Genomic DNA, 19,943 nt, shown 5'->3' on the forward strand with positions numbered 1-19,943 from the left:
CTGCCGGAACTCCCGCCGCGCGCCCTGCGCGGCTCGGGGTCGTAGGAGGCGCCGCATGACGCGGGCCCGAATACGGAGACGATCCCATGACCAAGCTTTCTGACACCCAAGCCATCATCCTCAGCGCCGCCGCACAGCGCGAGGACCGCATCGCACTGCCGCTGCCCGAGAGCCTGCGCGGCGGCGCCGCTGCCAAGGTGGTCGGCGCGATGCTCGCGAAGAACTTCCTGCAGGAGGTCGACGCCGACACGCGCAAGGGCGAGCTTATGTGGCGCGAGACCGGAGACGGCCACGGCGTCACGCTGGTTGCCACCGACGCGGGCCTTGCCGCCATCGGGATCGAGACCGAGGACGCGAACCCCGCGCCTGCGGGCGCGACGGACGCGCCTACCGAGGAGGCCGCGCCGGACACCCCCACCGTAGCCGAAACCGCGCCCAAGACGCGCACACCGCGCGAGGGCACCAAGCAGGCCACGCTGATCGCCATGCTGCGCGCACCGGACGGCGCGACCATCGAGGAGATCATGGCCGCGACGGGCTGGCAGTCGCACACGGTGCGCGGCGCGATGGCGGGGGCGCTGAAGAAGAAGCTCGGGCTCGAGGTGACCTCGGAGAAGGTCGAGGATCGGGGGCGCGTGTACAAACTCCCCGCCGCCTGACGCGCCGGACCCCGACAAGCTGATGACCGCCGTCCCTACGGGGCGGCGGTCGATCATTTGGCGCTCCGCATCCGGATCGCCTCGAACACCCGCCGCAAGGCGAAGGAACGGGCGATCGAGACGACGGTGAAAATGGCGCCCATCTTCAGGTTCTGCGCCAGCGTCGTGTGCAGCCCGAAGATCGGGAAGATCAGGATCTGCGTCACGACCGCGACGCCGTAGCCGACGATCACGTTGGCGACGGACTCGACCAGCGACATGAGGCGGGTCTGCTTCATGCCGCTGCCTCATCCATCGGCCAGCAGTTCAGCCGCGAGAGTTCGCAGCGCATGCGCCGCAACCAAGGGGACCACGCCGTTGCCACAGAGGCGAAGCCGGTCCACCCGGTGGGCCAACCCATCAGTGCCTCGACGAACAGCGGGTTCAAGGTCCGGCGCGGCTCGGAGGTATCGCTCCCAGCCATCGGCGTCACCAGGACCTGGCGGCCAAGCAGGCCGTTCACCGGCGTGTTCGCGAGTGTCGTCGCCCCGTCCTTGTGATCCCGCGCCGTCGGCGTCATCCACAATCCCACCGCATGGGTCAGATCGGCCGTCTTGCGGTTGCCCGCGCTCGGCTTGCAGCCGTCGTTCGCCATCGGCGTCGGCCAGTCCCGCGCCATGCGGTCCAGACCCTTCTCGTCTCGTCGTTCGCCGCCCCGGCTGCGGAAACTGTCGGTCTGCGGCGTGGGCCACATCGCAGCCGTGGTCGCCAGGTTCATGCCGTGCTGGCCCGCTTTCTGCGACGGCGTCGGTATTGTCTGCCTGTTCTCGTTGGCGCTGGCCCTTGGCGTCGGCCAGAGCCGCAGCAGTTCCGTCCGGTTCCCGCCACTCGACCGGGTGCCAGAGCAGGCGCGCGGGGTCGGCCAGCTCGTCCCCTTCGCGGATGGCGAGGATGAAGAGCCGCTCGCGCTTGTGGGGCGCGCCGACTTCCGCCGCCGTGAAGAGGCCTGCCGCAAGGCGGTAGTATCCGTCTTGGTCAAGCGGGTCTGTCGACCCATTTCCGGCCGTCGCGCAGCAGCGCGTTGGCCAGCAGGACGAGCTTGCGCATGACGGCGGTGATGGCGACCTTCGGTGCCTTTCCACTTTCGATCAGCTGGCGGTACTTGCACTTGAGGGCCGCGTTAAACCGAATCGCGACGAGGGCCGGCATGAAGATCGCGGAACGCAGGGTCGCGCGCCCACCACGGATCATCTCCTTTCCCTTCCACTTGCCGGAACGGCGCGTGAACGGCGCCAGACCGGCGAGGCTCGCCGCCTGTTTCGGCTCGAGGGTCCCGAGCTCGGGCATCTCTATTAGCAGCATGCAGGCGGTCACGGCGCCGATGCCGGGAATGCTGGTGAGGATATCGAGACGCCCGGCCAACTCAGGATCATCGGCGATCCTGGCGGCGATGGTCTCGTCAATCTCGACGAGCTGCTTCTCGATGATGGCCAGCCGCGCTTTCGCCTGGCGGCGGATCAAGCCGATCACTGCCTTGTCAGTGCGGTTCCCCGTAGCAGTCCGGTCCTTGATCAGCGCCAGCCGCGCGACGTGCAACTCTCGCAACTCATTCATGAGTTCGCCGCGAACCGGCCGCGGCGGCAGATCGAGCGCGAGGCCCATCCGCGCCAATAGCATGGCATCCACCCGATCGGTCTTGGCCTGCGTCCCCGTGGCCTCCGCGAAGCGGCGCGCCTGTCGGGGATTGACCTTGACCAGCGCATGGCCCGCCCTTGCGAGCGCTTCCTCCATTGCGCGATGATAGGGGCCGGTCGGTTCGTAGACGATCCGCAATCCTTCGGGGTTGCCGATCCATCTCAGCAAATTCTTGAACCCCGCCTTGTCGTTGCCGAACCCCTTGTGCTTCCGATCCGAGAGCCGGAACGCGTCCAGACGGTCTTTTGATATGTCGATGCCGATGATATCCTGCATCCGTCTTTTCCTTACCTCTGCTTGTCATGCAGGCCCGAAGCCCTGCTATCCGTTCAGGTCATGAGAAAAGACAGGGGCGATCACACTACCGCACGGCCCATAACGACCGACCCTTTATCGATCCGTCCCCCGCCGCTACCCGGCATATTTGGGTGCCGGGCAGCAACTCCCTTATCGCAAAGGAGCCGAGGGAAGTCATAAGACAAGCCCATGCCGACCAGTCCTGCGGCGACTTCGGGGAAGCCGAGGCGGAGATGATGGGCGACATTCTCGAGGAAGACGAAGGGCGGTTCGACCTCGCCGATGATGCGGGCGACATGCGGCCAGAGGTGGCGCGGGTCGTCGGCGCCCCGGCGTTTGCCCGCGACGGAGAACGGCTGGCACGGATAGCCCGCAGTGACGATGTCCACCGCGCCGCGCCACGGGCGGCCGTCGAAAGTTGCAACATCGTCCCAGACAACAGCCTGATCCAGGGACGCGTCTTCCATCCGCGCCACGAGAGTGGCTGCGGCGAAGGTTTCCCGTTCGACATGGCCCACAGCACGATATCCGGGGATGGCGATGGTGAGCCCGAGGTCGATACCGCCCGCGCCGGAGCAGAGGGAGAGGCCGAACAGACATGCGTCTCCGGCTCCGGAAGCGTCTCCGGAGGAAGGTAGAGCCAGGTCATGCATGTCACGCGGCGGTCTGGCGCTTTCGCGCGGGTTCGGGTTCGGCGTCCGTGTCCGGCGTATCGGTGACGTCGCCCAGCCGCTCCGCCTTCACCTGCGCGAAGGTCCGGCCGTCGCCGTCGAGGATCGCGTCCTTGTCGGTTTCGGCCTGCCAACGCTCCACGGCGACATCGACATACGCCGCGCTGATCTCCATTGCGAAGACGCGGCGGCCATTGGCCTCGCCCGCCATGATCTGCGACCCGGAGCCGGAGAACGGCTCATAGCAGAGGCCGCCCCGCGCCACATGCTGGCGCATCGGGATCCCGAAGGCGTCGAGCGGCTTCGGCGTCGGATGGTCAGGCCGGTCATCCTTGGCGAAGCTGGGAAGCGCCCATGTCGATGGCAGCGTTTCCTCGGCCACCTTCGGCGGGCGGTTCGGGCGACGCCAGCCCATGAAACAGGGCTCGTGCTTCCAGAGGTAATGCGACCGGGTCAGGACGCCCCGGTCTTTCACCCAGATGATTTGCTGATGCACAAAGGCGCCTGCCTTCTCCCAGCAGGCTTCCAGCATCGCCTGGCGGCGCGAGGCGTGCCAGCAGTACCAGGCAGCATCCTCGGCGATGGCTTCCGCCACGGCTGCAGCGATGAACCCGTCATAGAGTTCCGCGCCCTGCGAACTGTCGTCCCAAGTCGTGCCGTAGGACGCCGACCAGTCCTTGTTGCGGGTCGGATGGTTCGAGCCGTCGTAGTCGACGAGATACGGTGGATCGGTCGCGAAAAGGATCGCGCGCTCACCGTTCATCAGGCGGCGCACATCGGCCGCGCTGGTGCTGTCGCCGCAGAGCAGCCGGTGATCGCCGAGGATCCAGAGATCGCCCGTCCGCGACGCCGGATTGCGTGGGGGTTCGGGGATGGTCACCGGCGGCACGGAGCCCCCGGCGCCCTCTTCCTCGCCGCCACCGTCGAGATCGAAGGCCAGCAGCTTGTCGAGTTCGCCATCGGAAAACCCGACCAGCGACAGGTCGAAGTCTTCGGCCAGCAGGTCGTTCAGTTCCGCCGACAGCAGCGCCTCGTCCCAGGTGCCGAGTTCCGTCAGCTTGTTGTCCGCAATCCGGTACGCCCGGCGCTGCGCTTCGGTCAGGTGCCCGAGCACGATCACCGGCGCCTCGGTCAGCCCGAGCTGCGTCGCGGCCAGCACGCGCCCGTGGCCTGCTATCAGTTCGCCGTCCTCGCCGACGAGGCAGGGCACGGTCCAGCCGAACTCGGCCATGCTGGCGGCGATCTTCGCGACCTGATCCGCGCCATGCGCCTTCGCGTTCTTCGCGTAGGGCTGGAGGCGCGACAGCGGCCACGTCTCGATCGCGTCCGGGGCGAAGCTCAACGTCATGATGGGCACGGTTCCTCGGTCGGGTGGATGCCGGTGGCTTCCGGACTCCGGATGCCGGGCCGGACTCCACACGGGGTCCAGCGGCCACCAGCGGTGTCCGGTCGGAAGGCCAGCGTTCATTGGTGTTTGCGCGGGGCGCGCGTGGCTCCGGCTTCCGGGTGGCTTCCCAAAAATCCGGCCCTGTCGCTGGCGATGTTCCGCGCTTCGCCCGCCAGCATACGAATATCGCCAGGAAGGAACCGGAAACTGCCGTGGGCTGGACTCCGGCCGGACCCTCGCTGGATACCGGGGTCCAGAAGGCTCCCGTCAACGCAAAGGGGAGAGCGAGCTTTCCAGCGCACCCTCCCCATCTTGCCTTCGGAATAGCATGGATCTGTTGCAGATGTCGAAGGGAAAAGTGTTGCAACACATTGGAGTCACTGCGCATTCAGGCGCGCAGCGATCTTGGTCAGCGCCAGCTGCCAGCGACGCCACGCGGTGGTGCGGTCGCAACCGAGTTCGCCGCTGATCTGCTTCCACGGCACCCGAGCCGCGCGCGACCAGACCAGCTTGCGCTCCGCCTCCTCGATCCAGAGCACCCAGTCGAAGGTCTGCTCGAGCCGGGTGATCGCGGCGGCCGAGGGCCAGACCCGCATCGGCTGCGGCTCCATCGCCGCGATCTCGCGGCTGGTCCGCACGATGTCGGGCCAGGTGTTAAAGTAGCCCTGCGCCTTGACGGGCGGCAGCTTGCGGAGGGTGCGGAACGCTTCCTCGAAATGATCGGCGACGCAGTCGGCGGTCCATTCGCGATCAGCCATGGCGCGCCTCCCTGTCGGACGGACGCGGGCCGTAGAGCTTCTCACCCAGCTGGCGGACCAGTTCACGCTCGGGCCAGGTGAGGCGGTCGTCATCGGCGGAGACCGCGAGGACGCCCTGTTCCTGCCAGCCCTCGCGCTTGACCTGCTCGGGATCCCGGCGTTGGCCGCCGTAGCCATGGGGGTGCCATCTCATGCGACACCTCCCTTCGTCTCGATCGCCCAGAGCAGGATGGCGATGGCGTCGGCCTCGTTGTCGTCAGCGGGGCTAAAGCCGCGAGCGCGGACGGCGGCGACCATGGCGGCCTTGTCGGCGTTGCCCTTGCCCGAGGCGTGACGCTTGATCGTGCCGACCGGAACGCCCTCGTAGGGCACGCCGCGCAGTTCCGCCCATGCGGTCAGCGTAGCCATGAGCCCGCCGTAGATGTGGCTCGCGTCGGTGCCCGCGTGGCGGCGGACTTCCTCGAACCAGATGGCGGCGACGGGCCCGGACAGCCGGTCGATCTCGGTCAGCCAGTTGGTGAAGCGCAGGTAGCGCATGCCGCCGCCGTCGAAGCGGCCTGGGCGCAGCGAGACGGTGCCGCTGGTGATCAGACCGTCATGGCCGCGGATCGCCCAGCCGGTCGAGGTGCCGAGGTCGAGCGCGAGGGTGCAGCGGTTGCGGGGCGTGTCGTGCGGCAGCGATTCAAACCTTGCGCCGTCGCAAGTCGGGATCAGAGTCGGCTGAGCCATGATGGGTCTCCTTTGCCGGGGGCCTGTGGTGGTGGAAGACGACGGCGGTCTGGTGCTTGGCGGTACGGGGCCGCCGTCGTCGGATCGGGAAGCACAAGGGAGCGTCACGGCGGCGCGCGCGGCTGGCCCGGACGTATGGGAGGAGTGGCCAACCCTGTGGGGTGGCCCTCCCATACGTAGTATGGGGGTTTGACACCTAACTGTTCCGAGGCGTTCAAGTGGCTGAAATCATTGCGGAATAAGACTTCATGAAGTCTTCGGGCATGAGTTAGGGACCTAACTCTTATTTCCCCGTAACCCGTTGATTTCGTTGAGTGCACAGTTGGCGCTGTCATATGAGTCAGGCCTCACTCATATGAGTGAGGTCGTCCTCCAGCCCCTCCGGGTAGACCCAGACAGCGGGGTTTTCGACCTGCAGGCAGAGCCCGGATTGCGGGCATTTGAAGTGGCTCGGCAGGACCTGGCGGACCTCCGTGGTGACCTCGCCGGTGGCCGGATCGACCTCCTCGGCGGGTGCGCCGAACTGCATGCCCTCGACGCAGAGATAGCCGAACCGCGACCGGGTGACGGGGAAGCCGAACCCCGAGGGGTCGCGCAGGAACTTCACGAAGCCCTTGGTCGCCAGCACGCTGAGGCGCTCGCGGATCGTGTGCTTGCTGCCCAGACCGCCCCGGTTCTCGAAGGTCTCGGCGAACTGCATGGCGGTGTAGAGGCGCTCGCTCGCCGCCTCATCCAGCAGCATGCCGAGGATGACATCGTGCTTGCGCAGCCGCTCGGCGTCGAGCTTGGCGCCGACCTCCTTGCGCACCAAGCGCTCGTTCATCGGGTTCAGTTCGACCCACTCGCCCTTCACCTTGTCGATCAGCTTGCCGGGCAGCGCGGGACCGTTCCGCAGTTCGATCTCCAGTTTGCGAACGCTGCTGTCCTCGTCGGGCCGGTGCATGAGCAGCCCGGAGGTGTAGAAGCCGCGCAGCGCGCTTGCGCCGGAGAGGGCGAGGAAGGGATCGTCCTTGACCTGGTGCTTGGTGACCTTGCGGGTGTGGTGGGCGAGGAGGACGCCCGCGTCCGGATTGACCGCCTCGCGCAAGAGCTCCACCCGGTCCTTCAGGAAGAACATCATGGCGGTGTTGTCGTTCTCGCCGCCCCCCTCGGGTCCGCCGTCGAAGAGGTTGCGGATCGGGTCGATGACGATGATGTCGGGCGGCGCGTCGGCGAATGCGGCCCGGATCGCCTCCGCCACGCAAGCGACGCCCTCGGCATCGAGCAGCAGCTTCAGCTTCGGCGTGGCAATGAAGGTGTCGCGCGCGGCGGCAATGACGGCGGTGGGCAGCGCGATCTGCTGCATGCGCTCGCGCAGGTAGTGATACTGGATCTCGGCCTGCAGATAGAACACGCGCAGCGGCCGGGGCGGCGTGAAGCCGAGGAACGGCACGCCCGCCGCCATGTGCACGAGCCAGGAGATCAGGAAGTCGCTCTTTCCGACCTTCGGCGCGCCGCCCAGAACCAGGAGCCCGCCAGGCGTCAGCACGCGGGGGCCGATGATGTCCTCCGGCATCGGACTGGTGTCGTCGAGCAGCGCGCCGAGGGTGAAGGTCGGCAGCGGGGTTGTCGGGACATCAGCTTGGGCTGCGCGAAGGAGCGGCGGGCCGTTGCGCTTCACATGCAGTTCCCAGAGCCGTTCGGACTCGACCATCAGCCGATCGAGCGGCCAGGACGGCCGCAGCATGGCGGCGTTGTAGCCGCAGATCGCCTCCCAGCCCGCGAAGGGATCGAGGCGGCCCTCGTGGACGAGGCGCACGTAATGGCCGATGGCGGCGCTGGCCCCCTGGAAGCGGGACCAGTCGTCCACCGCGCCTTCGCGCACCGGCGTGGTGAGCACGGCGTCGATTCCGGGCTTGATCGGCGGGGCGGAGAGGTCGCTGGCGAAACCCACGCCCGGCAGCGGCGGCATCTCGGCGACCCGTTCGGCGAAATCCACAAGGTCCACCTCGACGTCGCGCTGTTCGCGGATCTGCACGAGGCGTTGATGGCCATGCTTGTGATAGACGGTGCCAGGCACCCGGATCGGCTGGTGTGCCGATCGGAAATGCGTGTCGCCGCCGACCTTCACGGCGATCTCGCCGCGCAGGCGGCAGAGGGTGGCCAGTTCGTCGCCCTCGGCCGGTTCGGTCAGTTTCCACCAGACATGGAGCTTCGCCGCACCCTCGGGCGTGCGCCCGCCGCTTTCGATGATGAGCGTGGGCGCGCCGAGGTGGCGGGTGACATGGTCGAGCTTGGCCGGGATATCGCCTGCGTCGAGATCGACCACGATGGCCTGCATCTGCAGCACATCGGCGGCGCGGGCCTGACCCTGCTCCTCGACCGTGCCGGGGATGACATAGACGGCGGCGCCCTCACGGTTCGCCCACGCGGCGAAGGTCGCGAGCTTCTCGGTTGCGGTGTCGTCGGCCGGGATCCAGATGTTGTGCGGCTTGCCATCCCGGCCCTGACCCTTGTCGACGAAGCCGCGCAGCGGGATCAGCCCCTCGCACCAGCTGAACACGGTGTCGAGGAACACGGCGATCTGCTCGGGGTCGGGGTCGCACCCGAAGGGGTTCTCGGACGGTGGCCCGTCGTTGAAGTCCATCCACGGGTTGAAGTGCAGGACGCCGTCGTCGCTCATGCGGGAAGCCTCCAGCAGCGCTCGGACCAGGGGCAGAAGCGGCATTCGAAGAAGTCTGGCGTGGTGGCGACGCGCGGCAGAAGCTCGCCCGCATCGGTCGCCTGCAGGATCCGCACGCCCCGGTCGGACATGCGCTGCGCGAGGTCGGCGTCGAAGGGCACCAGCTCATGGTGAAGCTCCGCCGTGTCCTTGTTGATCGCGGTGAAGAGCGCGGGCGCGGACGAGATGCCGGGGACCGTCGCTTCCATGTAGGCCTGGTAGAGCGCGATCTGGGCGGCGTAGACCGGCTTCGACTTGGTCACGCCGTCCTTGACGCAGGCGCGCCAGTTCTTCGCGTTCATCGTCTTGCATTCCCAGAGCGCGGGAACGGCCAGACCGAAGCCTTCGGGCCTGGCCGCGACGATGCCGTCGACATGACCGCGGATGCGCCCGCCCGCGACCGAGAAGCCGAACTGGCCGCCGTCGGGCCGGTTGCCCTTCCGGGTGTAGAGATCGAACCCCGCGCCGCGCAGCCAGGCGACCGCCAGATCCTCGAGCGCGTGGCCAATGGCGAAGATGCGCAGGGACTGGCCGCTGAAGTCCTGGCCCTCGTCCTTCGGCGTCGCCGTAAACTCGAACTGCAGGGCGCGCTCGCAGGCATGGCCGAGGCGCGAGCCGCCGAGATAGTCGCGGGGCGGCCGCGTGGCCTGATCGGCGATGAGCGCCCGATCGACGGCGGCGTTGACATGCTCCGCGAAACTGGGGCGGTGATTGTAGTCCAGCATCAGAACGGCACCTCCGGCGTCTGCGCCCGGGCGATGTCGGACATGGCCTCGCGGAAGCCCTCGACGGCTTCCTCGATCAGCGCGCGCACCTGCGCCTCGGTCAGGTCGGCAAGCGGTGTGGCCCAGCCAATCTCGTCCATCAGCAGCGCCACGCGCTTCATGGTGGCGGTGATCGCGGCGCGCTCTTCCTCGGTCAGGTCAACCATGGCGAAACGCTCCCGCGCCAAGCGCGTCCAGAAGTACTGGCAGGGCATCGAGCAGAACCAGACCGAGGGCCGGGGCCGCTTCGACCGGTGCGGATCGAACCAGCCAAAACCACGGGTGGGTTGCCGGCAGACAGCACAGAGCGTTCCACGCGGATGCCAGAGCCGCTGCCGGTCCTCGGCCGTGATGGGGGTGGATGTGGACATGGGTCATGCCGCCCTCCGTTCGGGCCGGGCGGCCGTGTCGATCAGCTGCCGGATGGCGCGCTTGTTGAAGCCGAAGGTCATCAGCGCCGAGGCGCGATAGCGCGTCAGGCCGAAGTCATGGCGGCACTCGGGCGGCAGGTACTGCAGCTGCTTCTCGGTCGGCGGCTGACGCAGCCAGGACCGGGTCTTGAAGGCGCTCTCGTCGGTCTCGTGCGTGTTCAGCCAGTCGTCGGCCTGCGCGAGGCAGACCGTGCGCTCGCCGACGCCGAGCAGATGCGGGCGTTCGCCCTTCGCCCCGCCGATGGCGTACCAGACACCGTCCAGCCAGAAGATGCCGCCCCAGGCGGTGAAGCCCGCGGCCATCAGCGCGTCGTCGGTGCCGAAGAGGTCGACCCATGCGAAGCTCGACCGCTTCAGGAGGTCGATTTCGGTCATCATGAAGCCCGAGAGCGGCGCGGCACCGCCACCTTCACCGGCCTCTTCGTCGTCCCGCGGGAATGCCTCGCCGCAGAGCGGGCATTCGGTGGCGGCCAGCGGGATTTCCGCCTCGCAAGAAGGACACGTCTTCGTCGGCGCCTCGCCGGTTTCGGTCTTGCCGTCGAGATCGACGTCCTGTTCCAGCGTGCCGTGGATCAGGCTCGAGGTGCCGAAATCCAGCACGATGCAGTCGGTCTTGACGATGCCGGGATGTTCCTCGGGATCGACGGTGCGCAGGCCGCGCCCGACCATCTGGATCATGGTTGACTTGTACGAGCTGGGCCGCAGCAGCACGACGCAGGAGGTGGGCGGGTGGTCCCAGCCCTCGGTCAGCACGGCCACGTTGACCACGACGCGGATGCTGCCCGCCGCGTAGTCGGCAAGGATCGCCTTGCGGCTCTCGGCCGCCAGATCGCCATGGATCAGCGCGGCGGACACGCCCGCCGCCCGAAACGCATCGGTGACGTGTTCGGCGTGGGCGACAGTGGAGCAGAACACCACGGTCTGCCGGTCCCCCGCCTTTTCCTTCCAGTGGCGGATCACCTCGTCGGTGACGGGCGCGCGGTCCATGATGCCGGCCACTTCCGCCATGTCGAAATCCGACATGGTCTTGCGGACGGATCGCAACTCGTCCTGGACACCGACGTCGATGACGAAGGTGCGCGGCGGCACCAGGTGCCCCGAGGCGATCAGCTCGCCCAGCCGCACCTGATCGGCGACATTGTCGAAGACCTCGCGCAACCCCTTCTTGTCGCCACGGTTCGGCGTCGCCGTGACCCCGAAGATCCGGGCGTCAGGATTGGCCTCGCGCACGCGGTCGATGATGCGGCGGTAGCTGTCGGCGACGGCATGGTGCGCCTCGTCCACGACCAGCAGGTCGAGGCGCGGCATGTCCGCGAGGTTCGAGGCCCGTGCCAGCGTCGGCACCATGGCGAAGGCGACCTGGCCGCCCCAGGACTTCTCCGTGGCGTCGATGACCGAGGTGGCGACGCCCGGCACCACGCGCTGGAATTTGGCGCGGTTCTGCGCGGTCAGTTCGTCGCGGTGCGCCAGCACGCAGGCCTTGGCCCCCGAATTCTTTGAGATGGCGCCGATCATCTCGCCGGTGACCGCCGAGAGCATGATGGTCTTGCCCGCACCGGTGGGCGCCACACCCAGCGTATTGCCGCGGGAGGCGAGCGCAGCCACGCTGCGCTCGACGAAGGTTTTCTGGCGGGGGCGCAGGCGCATGGCCGGTCTCCCCCTTACTGCGCCCAGCTCGGCCGACCGGCGGTGCCGGAGGCGGACGCGGTCTGGCTGGGCTGGGTGGCCGTGGTGGGCTGCTGCGGGGCGTGGCCCTGCGCCGGGGCGGCGGAGACCTGCGGCGCGACCGTGCCCATCAGCGCGGCATAGTCACGGTGATCGGGGGTGACAGCAGCGCGGATCTCGTTCTTGTCCTCGCCGTTGGTGTCGGTGCCGATGTCGATGCGGGCGACGAACTCGACGCCGTCGAGATCGCCGAAGCCGTTGATGCGGCGGCGCGCCTGTGCCTCGGGCGAGTTGTCCTTGTCCGACACGCCGCGCGCCGAGTTCAGGATGCCGCGGATCAGGCCGCGCCCCATGTTCGCCCAGTCCGGACCCTTGGGGCTGTAGAGGCCGATCAGCGACCAGACCTTGCGCCGGGCATAGGGCCCCTCGAGCACCGTGTATTCGGCGTCGAGATAGACGGCGCCCGAGGCGGCGCGACGCGCCCAGCCGCCGGTCCAGCCCTGCGAGGGGTCGTCGAAGCCGCCCGGGCGCAGGGTCAGCCGCACCTTGGCGAGCGTGCCCTTCGGGATGACGTTGGTGTTCGATTGCGCGGAGTTGAAGTCGTTCCAGGGTCCGGACATTGCGCGGCTCCTTTCAGTTGGAGGATGGGACGCGCAGCGGCGTCAGAAGGGGAAAGCCACCCCGGCGACCGGATCGGGACACCGGGCGTGGCGAGAGGCGCTCAGCCATGTCCGGGCTCCTCAGCGGGCGCTGGATCGGCCGGGGTCACCGGCGGCCAGGTCAGGCGTTCGGAGGCTGGCGGCGCGGGGCGCTGGATCTTCTCCATCAGCCGGCCGAGATGCGGGGCCTCGACCATGTCAAGGCGGCCGGAGCGGTCCTTGGCCGGATAGCCCCAGGGGTTCAGCGTCTGGCAGACGAAGGCGCGCTGTGGCTGGCCGCCGGGGTCCGGGATGTCGGCCATGGTGATGACCTGATCGACGATGCCCGGCAGCTCGAGTCCGGTCTTGCTGCCGTCGATCTGCGGCTGGAAGACCTTGCGGTTGAAGTCGTCGAGCCGCTCGTCGAGGATGCCCACGAACCAGACATGCTTGCCGCGCGTGTGCTGCAGGTGGGTCAGCCAGCCGATCATCTCGCGGCCATGCAGCCCGTAGGCGCCGCGGATGTCGGGCTTGCCGGTCTTCTCGGAAAACGCCTCGGGCTGGCCCCGGCACCACTGGAAGCAGAGGCGCCCGGCCACGGTGATCGAGTCGATGAAGACGGTCTCGTATTTTCCGATCACCGCCGGATCGCCGTAGCGCCCGCAGACCTCGTCGAAATGCGCCTGGCTGTAGGGCTGGTCCTCGCGCAGCGCCGGGTTCGGCCCGCCGATGAACACCGCGAAGTCGCGGCATTCCTTCCAGGTGCGCGGCCGGAGCGTATCGATCTCCAGGCCCTCGACCGCGAGATCCCCGGCCTCGAGATCGAGGAAGAGCGTGGTCGAGGCGTTCAGCGTCCAGAGCAGGCTGGTCTTGCCGATGCCGGACCGGCCGAAGATGACGCCCTTGATGCCCTTGCGCTGCGCGAGCCGCTCATCGGCGCCGATGATGGGAAGGGCCATCACTGGGCCTCCTTCTTCAGCACCGCGGGCGCGGCGCGGTCGGCGCCGATGCTCCCGGCCTCGCGGGCGAGCCTGTAGAGCCGCTGAAGTGCTGCGGCGCGACGATAGGCGGCCGAGCTCTCCCGCTCCGCCTCCACGATCGCGAAGGCGATCTCGTCGACGCTCGCCTCCACGACCGGCAGCGGCTCTCGTGGCTCGTCGCCGGGGCGCTGCGGGAAGGCGATTGTCTCGGGGAGGTCTTCGAGGGCGTAGCTCGCCGCGCGAAGACGGGTGATGTCGTCCGGCTGGTCCGGCATGGCGGTTCTCCGTGAGATGAGGTGATCGAGGAGGCGCATCACGCGGCCTCGCGGACGTCGGGCGCGGGCTCGGCGACGTAGATCGCCAAGAGCGGCGTCCCGTCGGCATGGGCGCCGGCGTCCTCGATCTGATAGTTGCGGTTGGGCTCGCAGACCTCGGTCAGCTCCCAGCGGCGATAGAGCCCCGGAAGACGCCTGAAATCCTCGAGCGACAGATCGGCAGTGCGGTTCATGCGTGTCTGCTTTCGGTTGGAGGGAAGGCGCTCGGGGCGCTCGAATGGAAAAGCCACCGGCGGGACCGGATCGGGACATCGGGTCAGGGGATTTCCTCGAGGGCGGCGGTCAGCCGGCGCATGGCGCGCTGGTACCGCTTGCGGGCGGCGGCCTCGGTCAGACCCAGTTCGACAGCGACCTCGGCCTGCGAGAAGCCCTCGATCGCCACGCGGATCACCAGCAGGGCATCATCGCCGAGCAGTTTCCGCACGGCGCCGTTCAACCGTGCGTACCCGGTTGCGCCGATGCCGCTTTCGCCGCTGTCCGCCACCTCGTCGGGGTCGGCGCCGCTGGCGAGATGTTCGCGCGCCTGGTCGCGCTGGCGCACGCGGATCATGTCGCGCTCGACGTTGCGCAGCACCGTGGCCGCGATCCAGTTGACGCGGCTGAGGTCGAGGCCGCGGACCGCCTCGGTGGTGCGCGCCAGAACGTCGGACGCGACCTCGTCGGCGGTGCCGAGCCTGCGCCAGATCGACCGGCGGCGGATGGCGTCGAGGCCGGGCCAGAGCGCCAGCAACAGCAGTGTCAGGGCGCAGTCGGACGCGGTCCCGTCGCCCTGGGCCGCGCTGACGAGCGCAGAGAGTACCTGGTTCTTCCGGGCCGGATCGCCGGTCGTGCGGTGCAGCCCGTCCAGCAGGGCCGCCGGATCCCGGAACGGTGCGAGGGCGGCCTGCGCACGCCTGACGGCGTCGAAACTGCGCTGGAAGTGAAGGTTGGAGGAAGACTGCATGAGGTGATCACGGATCTCGTGCCACGCGAAGGACATCGGACGCCTGCCTTGCGGCCAGGCGTCCGGCGCCTTCTCGTGGCCAGGTCAGGACGTCGCGCGTCTCTGCGATTTCAGAGGGTTGGGTGGGTGCGCGCGTCAGCGCGCGGGTGAGGTCGCGTTGTTCAGTGAGCCGCAGCCGCGGCAGGTGGCCTGCACCGGGAAGCCCACGAGATACTCGTGCCCCCGCGCGAAGCGCAGGTGCATGCGGCCGTCCCGGCAGATGCCGAGCAGCTTGTCACAGCGCGTGCAGCGCCATTCCGCGTTGGAGGTGGTGGGCTTGGTCTTCGCTGCGCCGGACCAGCTCGTCGAGGCTGCCTGGCGCGGGGGGAAGGGAGTCGGCATCGGAGTGCTCCTCTGACTGAGTGAGCACCTCCAGTGGCCGACAGAATCATCGACCGTCTAACCCCCCAATCATCGACGGTTCATCGACGGCGCGGTTGGACGTTCGGGATGGGCCGAGGAGAGATTAGCTTGTCTTCAACCCCCACCAAGACTGACCGAGATCCTCGATATAGCCTTGGAAGACCGGCCACCGCTTTTTTCCGAGCATCTGCTGGATGCCGGAGGACTTCGACCCGGCGATGAGATCGCGGGTCTTCACCCCGGGCAGCCCCTTCTTCTTCGCGTCCACCAGCTGTCGGAAACAGTGGACCTGCTGTTCGCTGAACAAAGGCAGCTCCGGTTTTCCGGGCACGTGAAGTGTTCCAGACTCTCCGTCCGCGTTTTCTACGAGGGTCAGGGCGGTGCCGCCGAGGGCAAGTCCGAGGTTCGATCGGAAGAAGGTCTCGACGTAGCCCTTGTCGAGTCTGGCAAATCCTGCTGAGCCATCGGTGGCCCGGGGAAGAGTCATGATGAGGTTCGCGGCGATGCATTTCCAGCCGGGATCTTTCCCGCAGAACACGATGCCAGGGCCTGCTCCGGAGCGCATGCGCAACTGGACCTCGGCATCCACGAACCACTTCTGTTCGCCCAATCCGCGCGCGAGGTAGCAGGGAACATCCTTTCCATCGATGGACATGCTGCCGATGAAGAAGAGCCTCGTCGTGATCTCCTGCTTGCCCTGAATTGACAGCACGCTCTGCAGTGCCTCGATGATCCGCTGCTCGAGCCATTCCGTGCTGATGGCATAGAGCATCCGGTCCTTCGCTGGTGGTATGTCTTCGTCGTCGAAGTCGTCGATCACGCTGTCATCGACGTCCTTTTGCACGATCAGCTTGGCCTCGACGAGGCGATCTGGGTCGGTTTTCCTTTCCGAGAAGAAGGTTGCCGGGACTGTTTCTTCCCCTCGGTCATGCAGCTCCAGCAGCAAGGGGAGGAAGTCGCCAAGCTCGCCGGAGCTCAGGTCTCGGAAGGGGTGCTGGATCTTCCACTCGGTTAGCAGCGTCCGCCCCAGCCTGCGAAGCTCGGGATCGGGATCGCTGAGCAGGCTGCAGCGGTTACGGTCGGAGATCGTAATCTCCAGGAGGGACGGAGGGTCGGATTCCTGGCGCCGGTAGCGCACCGCGATGACGGCCCGGGAGATCCCCGACGCGCGCTGCAGTACGCGGGCGGGCGCCAGGTAGCTTTGCGCTGTCTTCTCGATCTCGTCGCCAAACGGGACAGAAAGACGAAGCCTTTGTTTCCATCTGGCGAGGCGCACCTCGATTTCGACGAGCGCGGTCTTGTCCACGAGGAATCCGGGCACCGCAGGTGGGTCAAGCGTGAGCGTCCTGAAGAACTGCGAAAGATCGTAGTTCACCCACGTCAGCGGCTTCGTCGAAACATCGTGCCCCAGGACCTCGGTCGCAAAACACTCGGAAACCAACGCGCGCTCTGGGGCTGTATCAGCGCAAATCTCGATCCGTTGTTCCACAGGAGTGTAGATCAGCAGAACTTCCTTTTGCGGCCGAAGAAAGCGAAGGCGTCTGCCTCCATTGTCGAGATGTTCGGGAATGCCGGTGATGTCTTTTGGAATCCGGATAATCACCAGAACCGATGGCTTGTACGCTTCCGTCGCCGGGAGGTCGACGACGCTCATTCCACAATCTACGGAAAGCTTGAGGCGCAACCGCACAGCAGCGAGGAGCTTCTCCTTGGGTATAGCGTTTGCGTCCACCGGCTTTGGGTGCTCGAGATCGACATCGAATGCGCTATACAGCTTTCCATCTCGCCACAGACGGGCATTGCGGAAACTCACGGCGTCATCGAATGCACGACGATGATGAGCGTGAACGTGTAGTGCGACGGCCAACTCGCCAAGCTGAGCAAACGCAGCTTCGTACTCCTCGTTGGAGAGTTCCTCTTCGGCAATCACCTTGAGAGCGGACGGGCCTTTTCCGTTCGTCAGAAGCAATACGCGTTGCGCCTCGATTTCGACAGGAAGCGTCACCTCCGGTTTCATGTCGTTGATCGCTGCGATCACCGCATTTCGGTTCTCTTCGTTGTCTTCTTCTTCGAGGGGCTTGAAGGGTTCAGCGATCTCAGAGGCAATCGCAACGAAATTCTCATCGTCCTGAAAAAAGAAACCCCGAAGAGATTCGGGTGATGCGTTCTCAATTACTGTCTGAAGGGACCGCAAGCTACGTTTCGATGACGGGGGCATCACTTCCTCTCGCTAAAGACGCCAAGGCAACTATAAGCGCAGCATCCCGCAGGGGCACTCGCCCATCAATAGATTTTCTCCTGCTCCGACATGGGGCTGTCCCGTCGGCAGCCGCCAGGTGGCTTTTGATCGGTAGCAGCACCACCGATCACGGCCACCGAGACATGAAACGCCCGAACCCACTCCCACCCGACCAGATGACGCCCGCAGAGCGCCGCACAGAGCTGTGCGGCCTGCTGGCGCTCGGGCTGGTTCGGTTGCAGATGCGGAAGACGGGCGAAGTATCTGACGATACTGGAGAAAGTTGCCTACACTATCCGCCCGACCAATGCCGTCATGCAACTCCAACTTGCCGGAGAAATGCATGAACAAGCCCGATCCCATCCCCGCGCGCCTGGCCGCGCTCAAGACCACGCCGACGCCCGACCTGAAGCAACAGTGGCGCGACCTGTTCGACAGCGAGCCGCCACCGTTCAACCGCCGCTACCTCGAGTCCCGCCTGGCATACCGAATCCAGGAACTCGCCTATGGCGGGCTGAAGCCCGAAACGACACGGCGTCTGGAACGGCTCGGCGAGGAACTGGGCGGCGGCGACCGATCCAAGCGCGGCATCCGCGCAGATCGCGACCGCCCGATCACCGGCACGCGGCTGCTCCGCGAGTGGCAGGGCGTCGAGCAGATAGTCACCGTAACTGCCGACGGCTTCGAATGGCAGGGGCGGCCGTACAAGTCGCTGTCCGCGATCGCCCGCGCGATCACCGGCACGCGTTGGAACGGGTGGACCTTCTTCGGGCTGAAGAACCACAGGGGGCGGACATGACGAAGCCGCCGGATAAATCGAAGGTCGTCCGCAAGCTGCGGTGTGCCGTCTACACCCGGAAATCCTCCGAGGAAGGACTGGAGCAGGAGTTCAACTCGCTCCACGCCCAGCGCGAGGCCTGCGAGGCTTACATCGCCAGCCAGCGGTCGGAGGGCTGGGTGCTGGTCCGCGATCAGTATGACGACGGCGGCATCTCGGGCGGCACGCTGGAGCGGCCCGGCTTGAAGCGGCTGCTGGAGGATATCGAGGACGGGCTGGTCGATGTTGTGGTGGTCTACAAGATCGACCGCCTCAGCCGCTCGCTGGCGGATTTCGCCAAGCTGGTCGAGGTGTTCGACCGGAACGGCGTGACGTTCGTCTCGGTCACGCAGTCGTTCAACACCACCACCTCCATGGGGCGGCTGACGCTGAACATCCTGCTCAGCTTCGCCCAGTTCGAGCGCGAGGTGACGGCCGAACGCATCCGCGACAAGGTCGCCGCCAGCCGGAAGAAGGGTATGTGGATGGGCGGGGTGCCACCATACGGTTACCGCGTCGAGAACCGGAAGCTGGTGGTCGACGAAGAGCACGCTGAGCACGTTCGCTGGGTCTTCGACCGCTTTCTCGAGATCGGGTCCTGCACGGAACTGGCGCGGGAAGTCGGCACGCGCGGCCTCCGGACGCCGCGCGGCAACCGGATCGACAAGAAGTACATCTACCGCATGCTCAGCAACCGCGCCTACATCGGCGAGGCGGTCCACAAGGGCGACAGCTATCCCGGCGAGCACGACGCCATCATCGATCCCGAGATTTGGGACCGCGTCCACGCCATCCTGCAGGAGAGCCCGCGCAAGCGCGCGGCCCGCACCCGCGCCGACACGCCCGCGCTGCTGAAGGGGCTGCTGTTCGGGCCCGATGGCGCCGCGTTCTCACCGACGCATACTCGGAAGGGGGATCGTCTCTACCGCTACTATGTCAGTCAGACCGTGCTGAAGCATGGTGCTGGTTCGTGTCCGGTCGGCCGCGTGCCTGCGGGCGAGATCGAGGGCGCTGTCATCGACCAGCTCCGCGCCGTGTTCCGCCAGCCAGAGATCGTGGCGGGGACGTGGAAGGCGGCGCGTGCCTACGCCGAAGAAATCTCCGAGGCCGACGCACGCGCGGCCTTGCAGCAGCTCGACCCGCTGTGGGACGAACTCTTCCCCGCCGAGCAGGCGCGCATAGTCACGCTGCTGGTCGAGCGCGTCGATATCGGCACGAACGGGCTCAACTTCCGGCTCCGGATGGACGGCCTCGGAGGGCTCGCGCGCGAGATGCTGTCTGGCAGCATCGGAGCAGCGGCATGACCCGCGCGACGGCGGTCCCCGAGACGGTTACAATCCACGTGCCATTCCGCATCGTGAAGCGCGGCGGGCGGAAAGAGATGCAGCGGCCATCAGGTACACAAGCGCGCGGGAGGCCGGACGATACGCTCATCAAGGCGCTTGCGCGCGCGTTCCGCTGGAAGAGGATGCTCGACAACGGTGACTTTGCCACGGTAGCCGACCTCGCCGCACAGGAGGGCATCGCTGTCTCCTACCTAACGCGTGTGCTTCGGCTGACGCAGCTTGCGCCCGATCTCGTCGAGGCGATACTCGACGCACGGCATCCCCCGGGCCTGACGCTTCAGTCGCTGCGAGTGCAGATCCCCGATGAATGGTCGAAGCAGCGCGGGTCCTTGCTGCCAGGGACGGAATAAGGCTTGCGGCATCAGTCGGCCACGCTGTAGCTTCTCCGAGCCGTTGTCAGGCGAAAGAGCTGCCAAACCAGAGAATTGCGCGTTGATCTGAGCCGAGTTCTTTGACAAGCCGTTTGCTGCGCGATGGCATGTCGAAACCGGGCGAAGTAGATTGCGC

23 protein-coding genes are annotated in these 19,943 nt (G+C 66.8%); 4 read left to right on the forward strand and 19 right to left on the reverse strand.

From position 1 onward, the window contains the following. Positions 1–86: 86 nt before the first annotated feature. Entirely contained in the window at positions 87–659 is a 573-nt protein-coding gene (locus BM075_RS04905; protein ID WP_028720221.1) for a DUF3489 domain-containing protein, read from the forward strand. Positions 660–712: 53 nt separating this feature from the next. On the opposite strand, the gene BM075_RS04910 is transcribed toward BM075_RS04905, so the two are convergent. From BM075_RS04910 to BM075_RS05000, 19 genes are all read right to left on the reverse strand, one after another. Next, complete coding sequence (locus BM075_RS04910; RefSeq protein WP_028720220.1) at positions 713–937, reverse strand: DUF7220 family protein; 225 nt, start codon at positions 935–937, stop codon at positions 713–715. Beyond that, complete coding sequence (locus BM075_RS04915; RefSeq protein ID WP_177208252.1) at positions 934–1,416, reverse strand: hypothetical protein; 483 nt, start codon at positions 1,414–1,416, stop codon at positions 934–936. The genes BM075_RS04910 and BM075_RS04915 overlap by 4 nt, the downstream gene beginning before the upstream one ends. 257 nt (positions 1,417–1,673) lie before the next feature. Continuing rightward, positions 1,674–2,609 carry an IS110 family RNA-guided transposase gene (locus tag BM075_RS04920; protein ID WP_093359549.1) on the reverse strand — a complete coding sequence of 312 codons (936 nt, stop codon included), beginning with the start codon at positions 2,607–2,609 and terminating at the stop codon, positions 1,674–1,676. An 80-nt stretch (positions 2,610–2,689) separates the two neighbouring features. Next, entirely contained in the window at positions 2,690–3,283 is a 594-nt protein-coding gene (locus BM075_RS04925) for a DNA cytosine methyltransferase (RefSeq protein WP_245758744.1), read from the reverse strand. Between the two features lies 1 nt (position 3,284). Continuing rightward, entirely contained in the window at positions 3,285–4,649 is a 1,365-nt protein-coding gene (locus BM075_RS04930) for a site-specific DNA-methyltransferase (RefSeq protein WP_093359550.1), read from the reverse strand. 416 nt (positions 4,650–5,065) lie between these two features. Next, entirely contained in the window at positions 5,066–5,446 is a 381-nt protein-coding gene (locus tag BM075_RS04935; protein ID WP_018303644.1) for a DUF6362 family protein, read from the reverse strand. Next, positions 5,439–5,639, reverse strand: a complete 201-nt coding sequence (locus BM075_RS04940) for a hypothetical protein (RefSeq protein WP_093359551.1) — start codon at positions 5,637–5,639, stop codon at positions 5,439–5,441. Before BM075_RS04940 ends, BM075_RS04935 begins: the two co-directional genes overlap by 8 nt. After that, positions 5,636–6,175 carry a hypothetical protein gene (locus tag BM075_RS04945; protein WP_218152812.1) on the reverse strand — a complete coding sequence of 180 codons (540 nt, stop codon included), beginning with the start codon at positions 6,173–6,175 and terminating at the stop codon, positions 5,636–5,638. The genes BM075_RS04940 and BM075_RS04945 overlap by 4 nt, the downstream gene beginning before the upstream one ends. Before the next feature lie 340 nt (positions 6,176–6,515). Next, positions 6,516–8,837, reverse strand: a complete 2,322-nt coding sequence (locus BM075_RS04950) for an AAA family ATPase (protein ID WP_245758745.1) — start codon at positions 8,835–8,837, stop codon at positions 6,516–6,518. Beyond that, positions 8,834–9,601 carry a PD-(D/E)XK nuclease family protein gene (locus tag BM075_RS04955; RefSeq protein ID WP_093359553.1) on the reverse strand — a complete coding sequence of 256 codons (768 nt, stop codon included), beginning with the start codon at positions 9,599–9,601 and terminating at the stop codon, positions 8,834–8,836. Before BM075_RS04955 ends, BM075_RS04950 begins: the two co-directional genes overlap by 4 nt. Beyond that, complete coding sequence (locus tag BM075_RS24745; RefSeq protein WP_245758746.1) at positions 9,601–10,011, reverse strand: DUF6511 domain-containing protein; 411 nt, start codon at positions 10,009–10,011, stop codon at positions 9,601–9,603. Before BM075_RS24745 ends, BM075_RS04955 begins: the two co-directional genes overlap by 1 nt. A 3-nt stretch (positions 10,012–10,014) precedes the next feature. Beyond that, on the reverse strand, positions 10,015–11,718 hold the full coding sequence (locus tag BM075_RS04965; protein WP_093359554.1) for a DEAD/DEAH box helicase: 1,704 nt from the start codon (positions 11,716–11,718) through the stop codon (positions 10,015–10,017). 14 nt (positions 11,719–11,732) lie between these two features. Further along, positions 11,733–12,356: a hypothetical protein gene (locus BM075_RS04970; RefSeq protein WP_093359555.1), complete on the reverse strand. Its 624-nt coding sequence runs from the start codon at positions 12,354–12,356 to the stop codon at positions 11,733–11,735. A 101-nt stretch (positions 12,357–12,457) separates the two neighbouring features. After that, positions 12,458–13,333 carry an ATP-binding protein gene (locus BM075_RS04975; RefSeq protein ID WP_093359556.1) on the reverse strand — a complete coding sequence of 292 codons (876 nt, stop codon included), beginning with the start codon at positions 13,331–13,333 and terminating at the stop codon, positions 12,458–12,460. Further along, a complete protein-coding gene (locus tag BM075_RS04980; protein ID WP_093359557.1) occupies positions 13,333–13,629 on the reverse strand; it encodes a hypothetical protein in 297 nt (98 codons plus the stop codon). Before BM075_RS04980 ends, BM075_RS04975 begins: the two co-directional genes overlap by 1 nt. A gap of 38 nt (positions 13,630–13,667) precedes the next feature. Then, the gene (locus BM075_RS04985; RefSeq protein WP_018303655.1) at positions 13,668–13,862 is read right to left on the reverse strand and encodes a hypothetical protein; all 195 of its coding nucleotides are present in this window, start codon (positions 13,860–13,862) and stop codon (positions 13,668–13,670) included. Between the two features lie 83 nt (positions 13,863–13,945). Beyond that, the gene (locus BM075_RS04990; RefSeq protein ID WP_093359558.1) at positions 13,946–14,668 is read right to left on the reverse strand and encodes an RNA polymerase sigma factor; all 723 of its coding nucleotides are present in this window, start codon (positions 14,666–14,668) and stop codon (positions 13,946–13,948) included. Positions 14,669–14,767: 99 nt separating this feature from the next. Next, a complete protein-coding gene (locus BM075_RS04995) occupies positions 14,768–15,013 on the reverse strand; it encodes a hypothetical protein (RefSeq protein ID WP_093359559.1) in 246 nt (81 codons plus the stop codon). Between the two features lie 124 nt (positions 15,014–15,137). Next, positions 15,138–17,228: a hypothetical protein gene (locus BM075_RS05000; RefSeq protein WP_093359560.1), complete on the reverse strand. Its 2,091-nt coding sequence runs from the start codon at positions 17,226–17,228 to the stop codon at positions 15,138–15,140. Positions 17,229–17,616: 388 nt separating this feature from the next. On the opposite strand from BM075_RS05000, the gene BM075_RS05010 reads away from it, so the two are divergent. Genes BM075_RS05010 through BM075_RS05020 form a run of 3 tightly spaced genes read left to right on the forward strand, consistent with a single transcriptional unit; the run spans position 17,617 to position 19,786 of the window. Then, positions 17,617–18,072, forward strand: coding sequence for a DUF2924 domain-containing protein (locus BM075_RS05010; RefSeq protein WP_093359562.1), 456 nt, complete (start codon positions 17,617–17,619; stop codon positions 18,070–18,072). Then, positions 18,069–19,394, forward strand: coding sequence for a recombinase family protein (locus BM075_RS05015; protein WP_093359563.1), 1,326 nt, complete (start codon positions 18,069–18,071; stop codon positions 19,392–19,394). Before BM075_RS05010 ends, BM075_RS05015 begins: the two co-directional genes overlap by 4 nt. Then, positions 19,391–19,786 (forward strand): hypothetical protein, encoded by a 396-nt coding sequence (locus BM075_RS05020; RefSeq protein WP_093359564.1) that lies wholly within the window; start codon positions 19,391–19,393, stop codon positions 19,784–19,786. Before BM075_RS05015 ends, BM075_RS05020 begins: the two co-directional genes overlap by 4 nt. The last annotated feature ends 157 nt before the right edge of the window (positions 19,787–19,943 follow it).

This window comes from Tropicimonas isoalkanivorans, from assembly GCF_900112335.1.
Lineage (GTDB): Bacteria > Pseudomonadota > Alphaproteobacteria > Rhodobacterales > Rhodobacteraceae > Tropicimonas > Tropicimonas isoalkanivorans.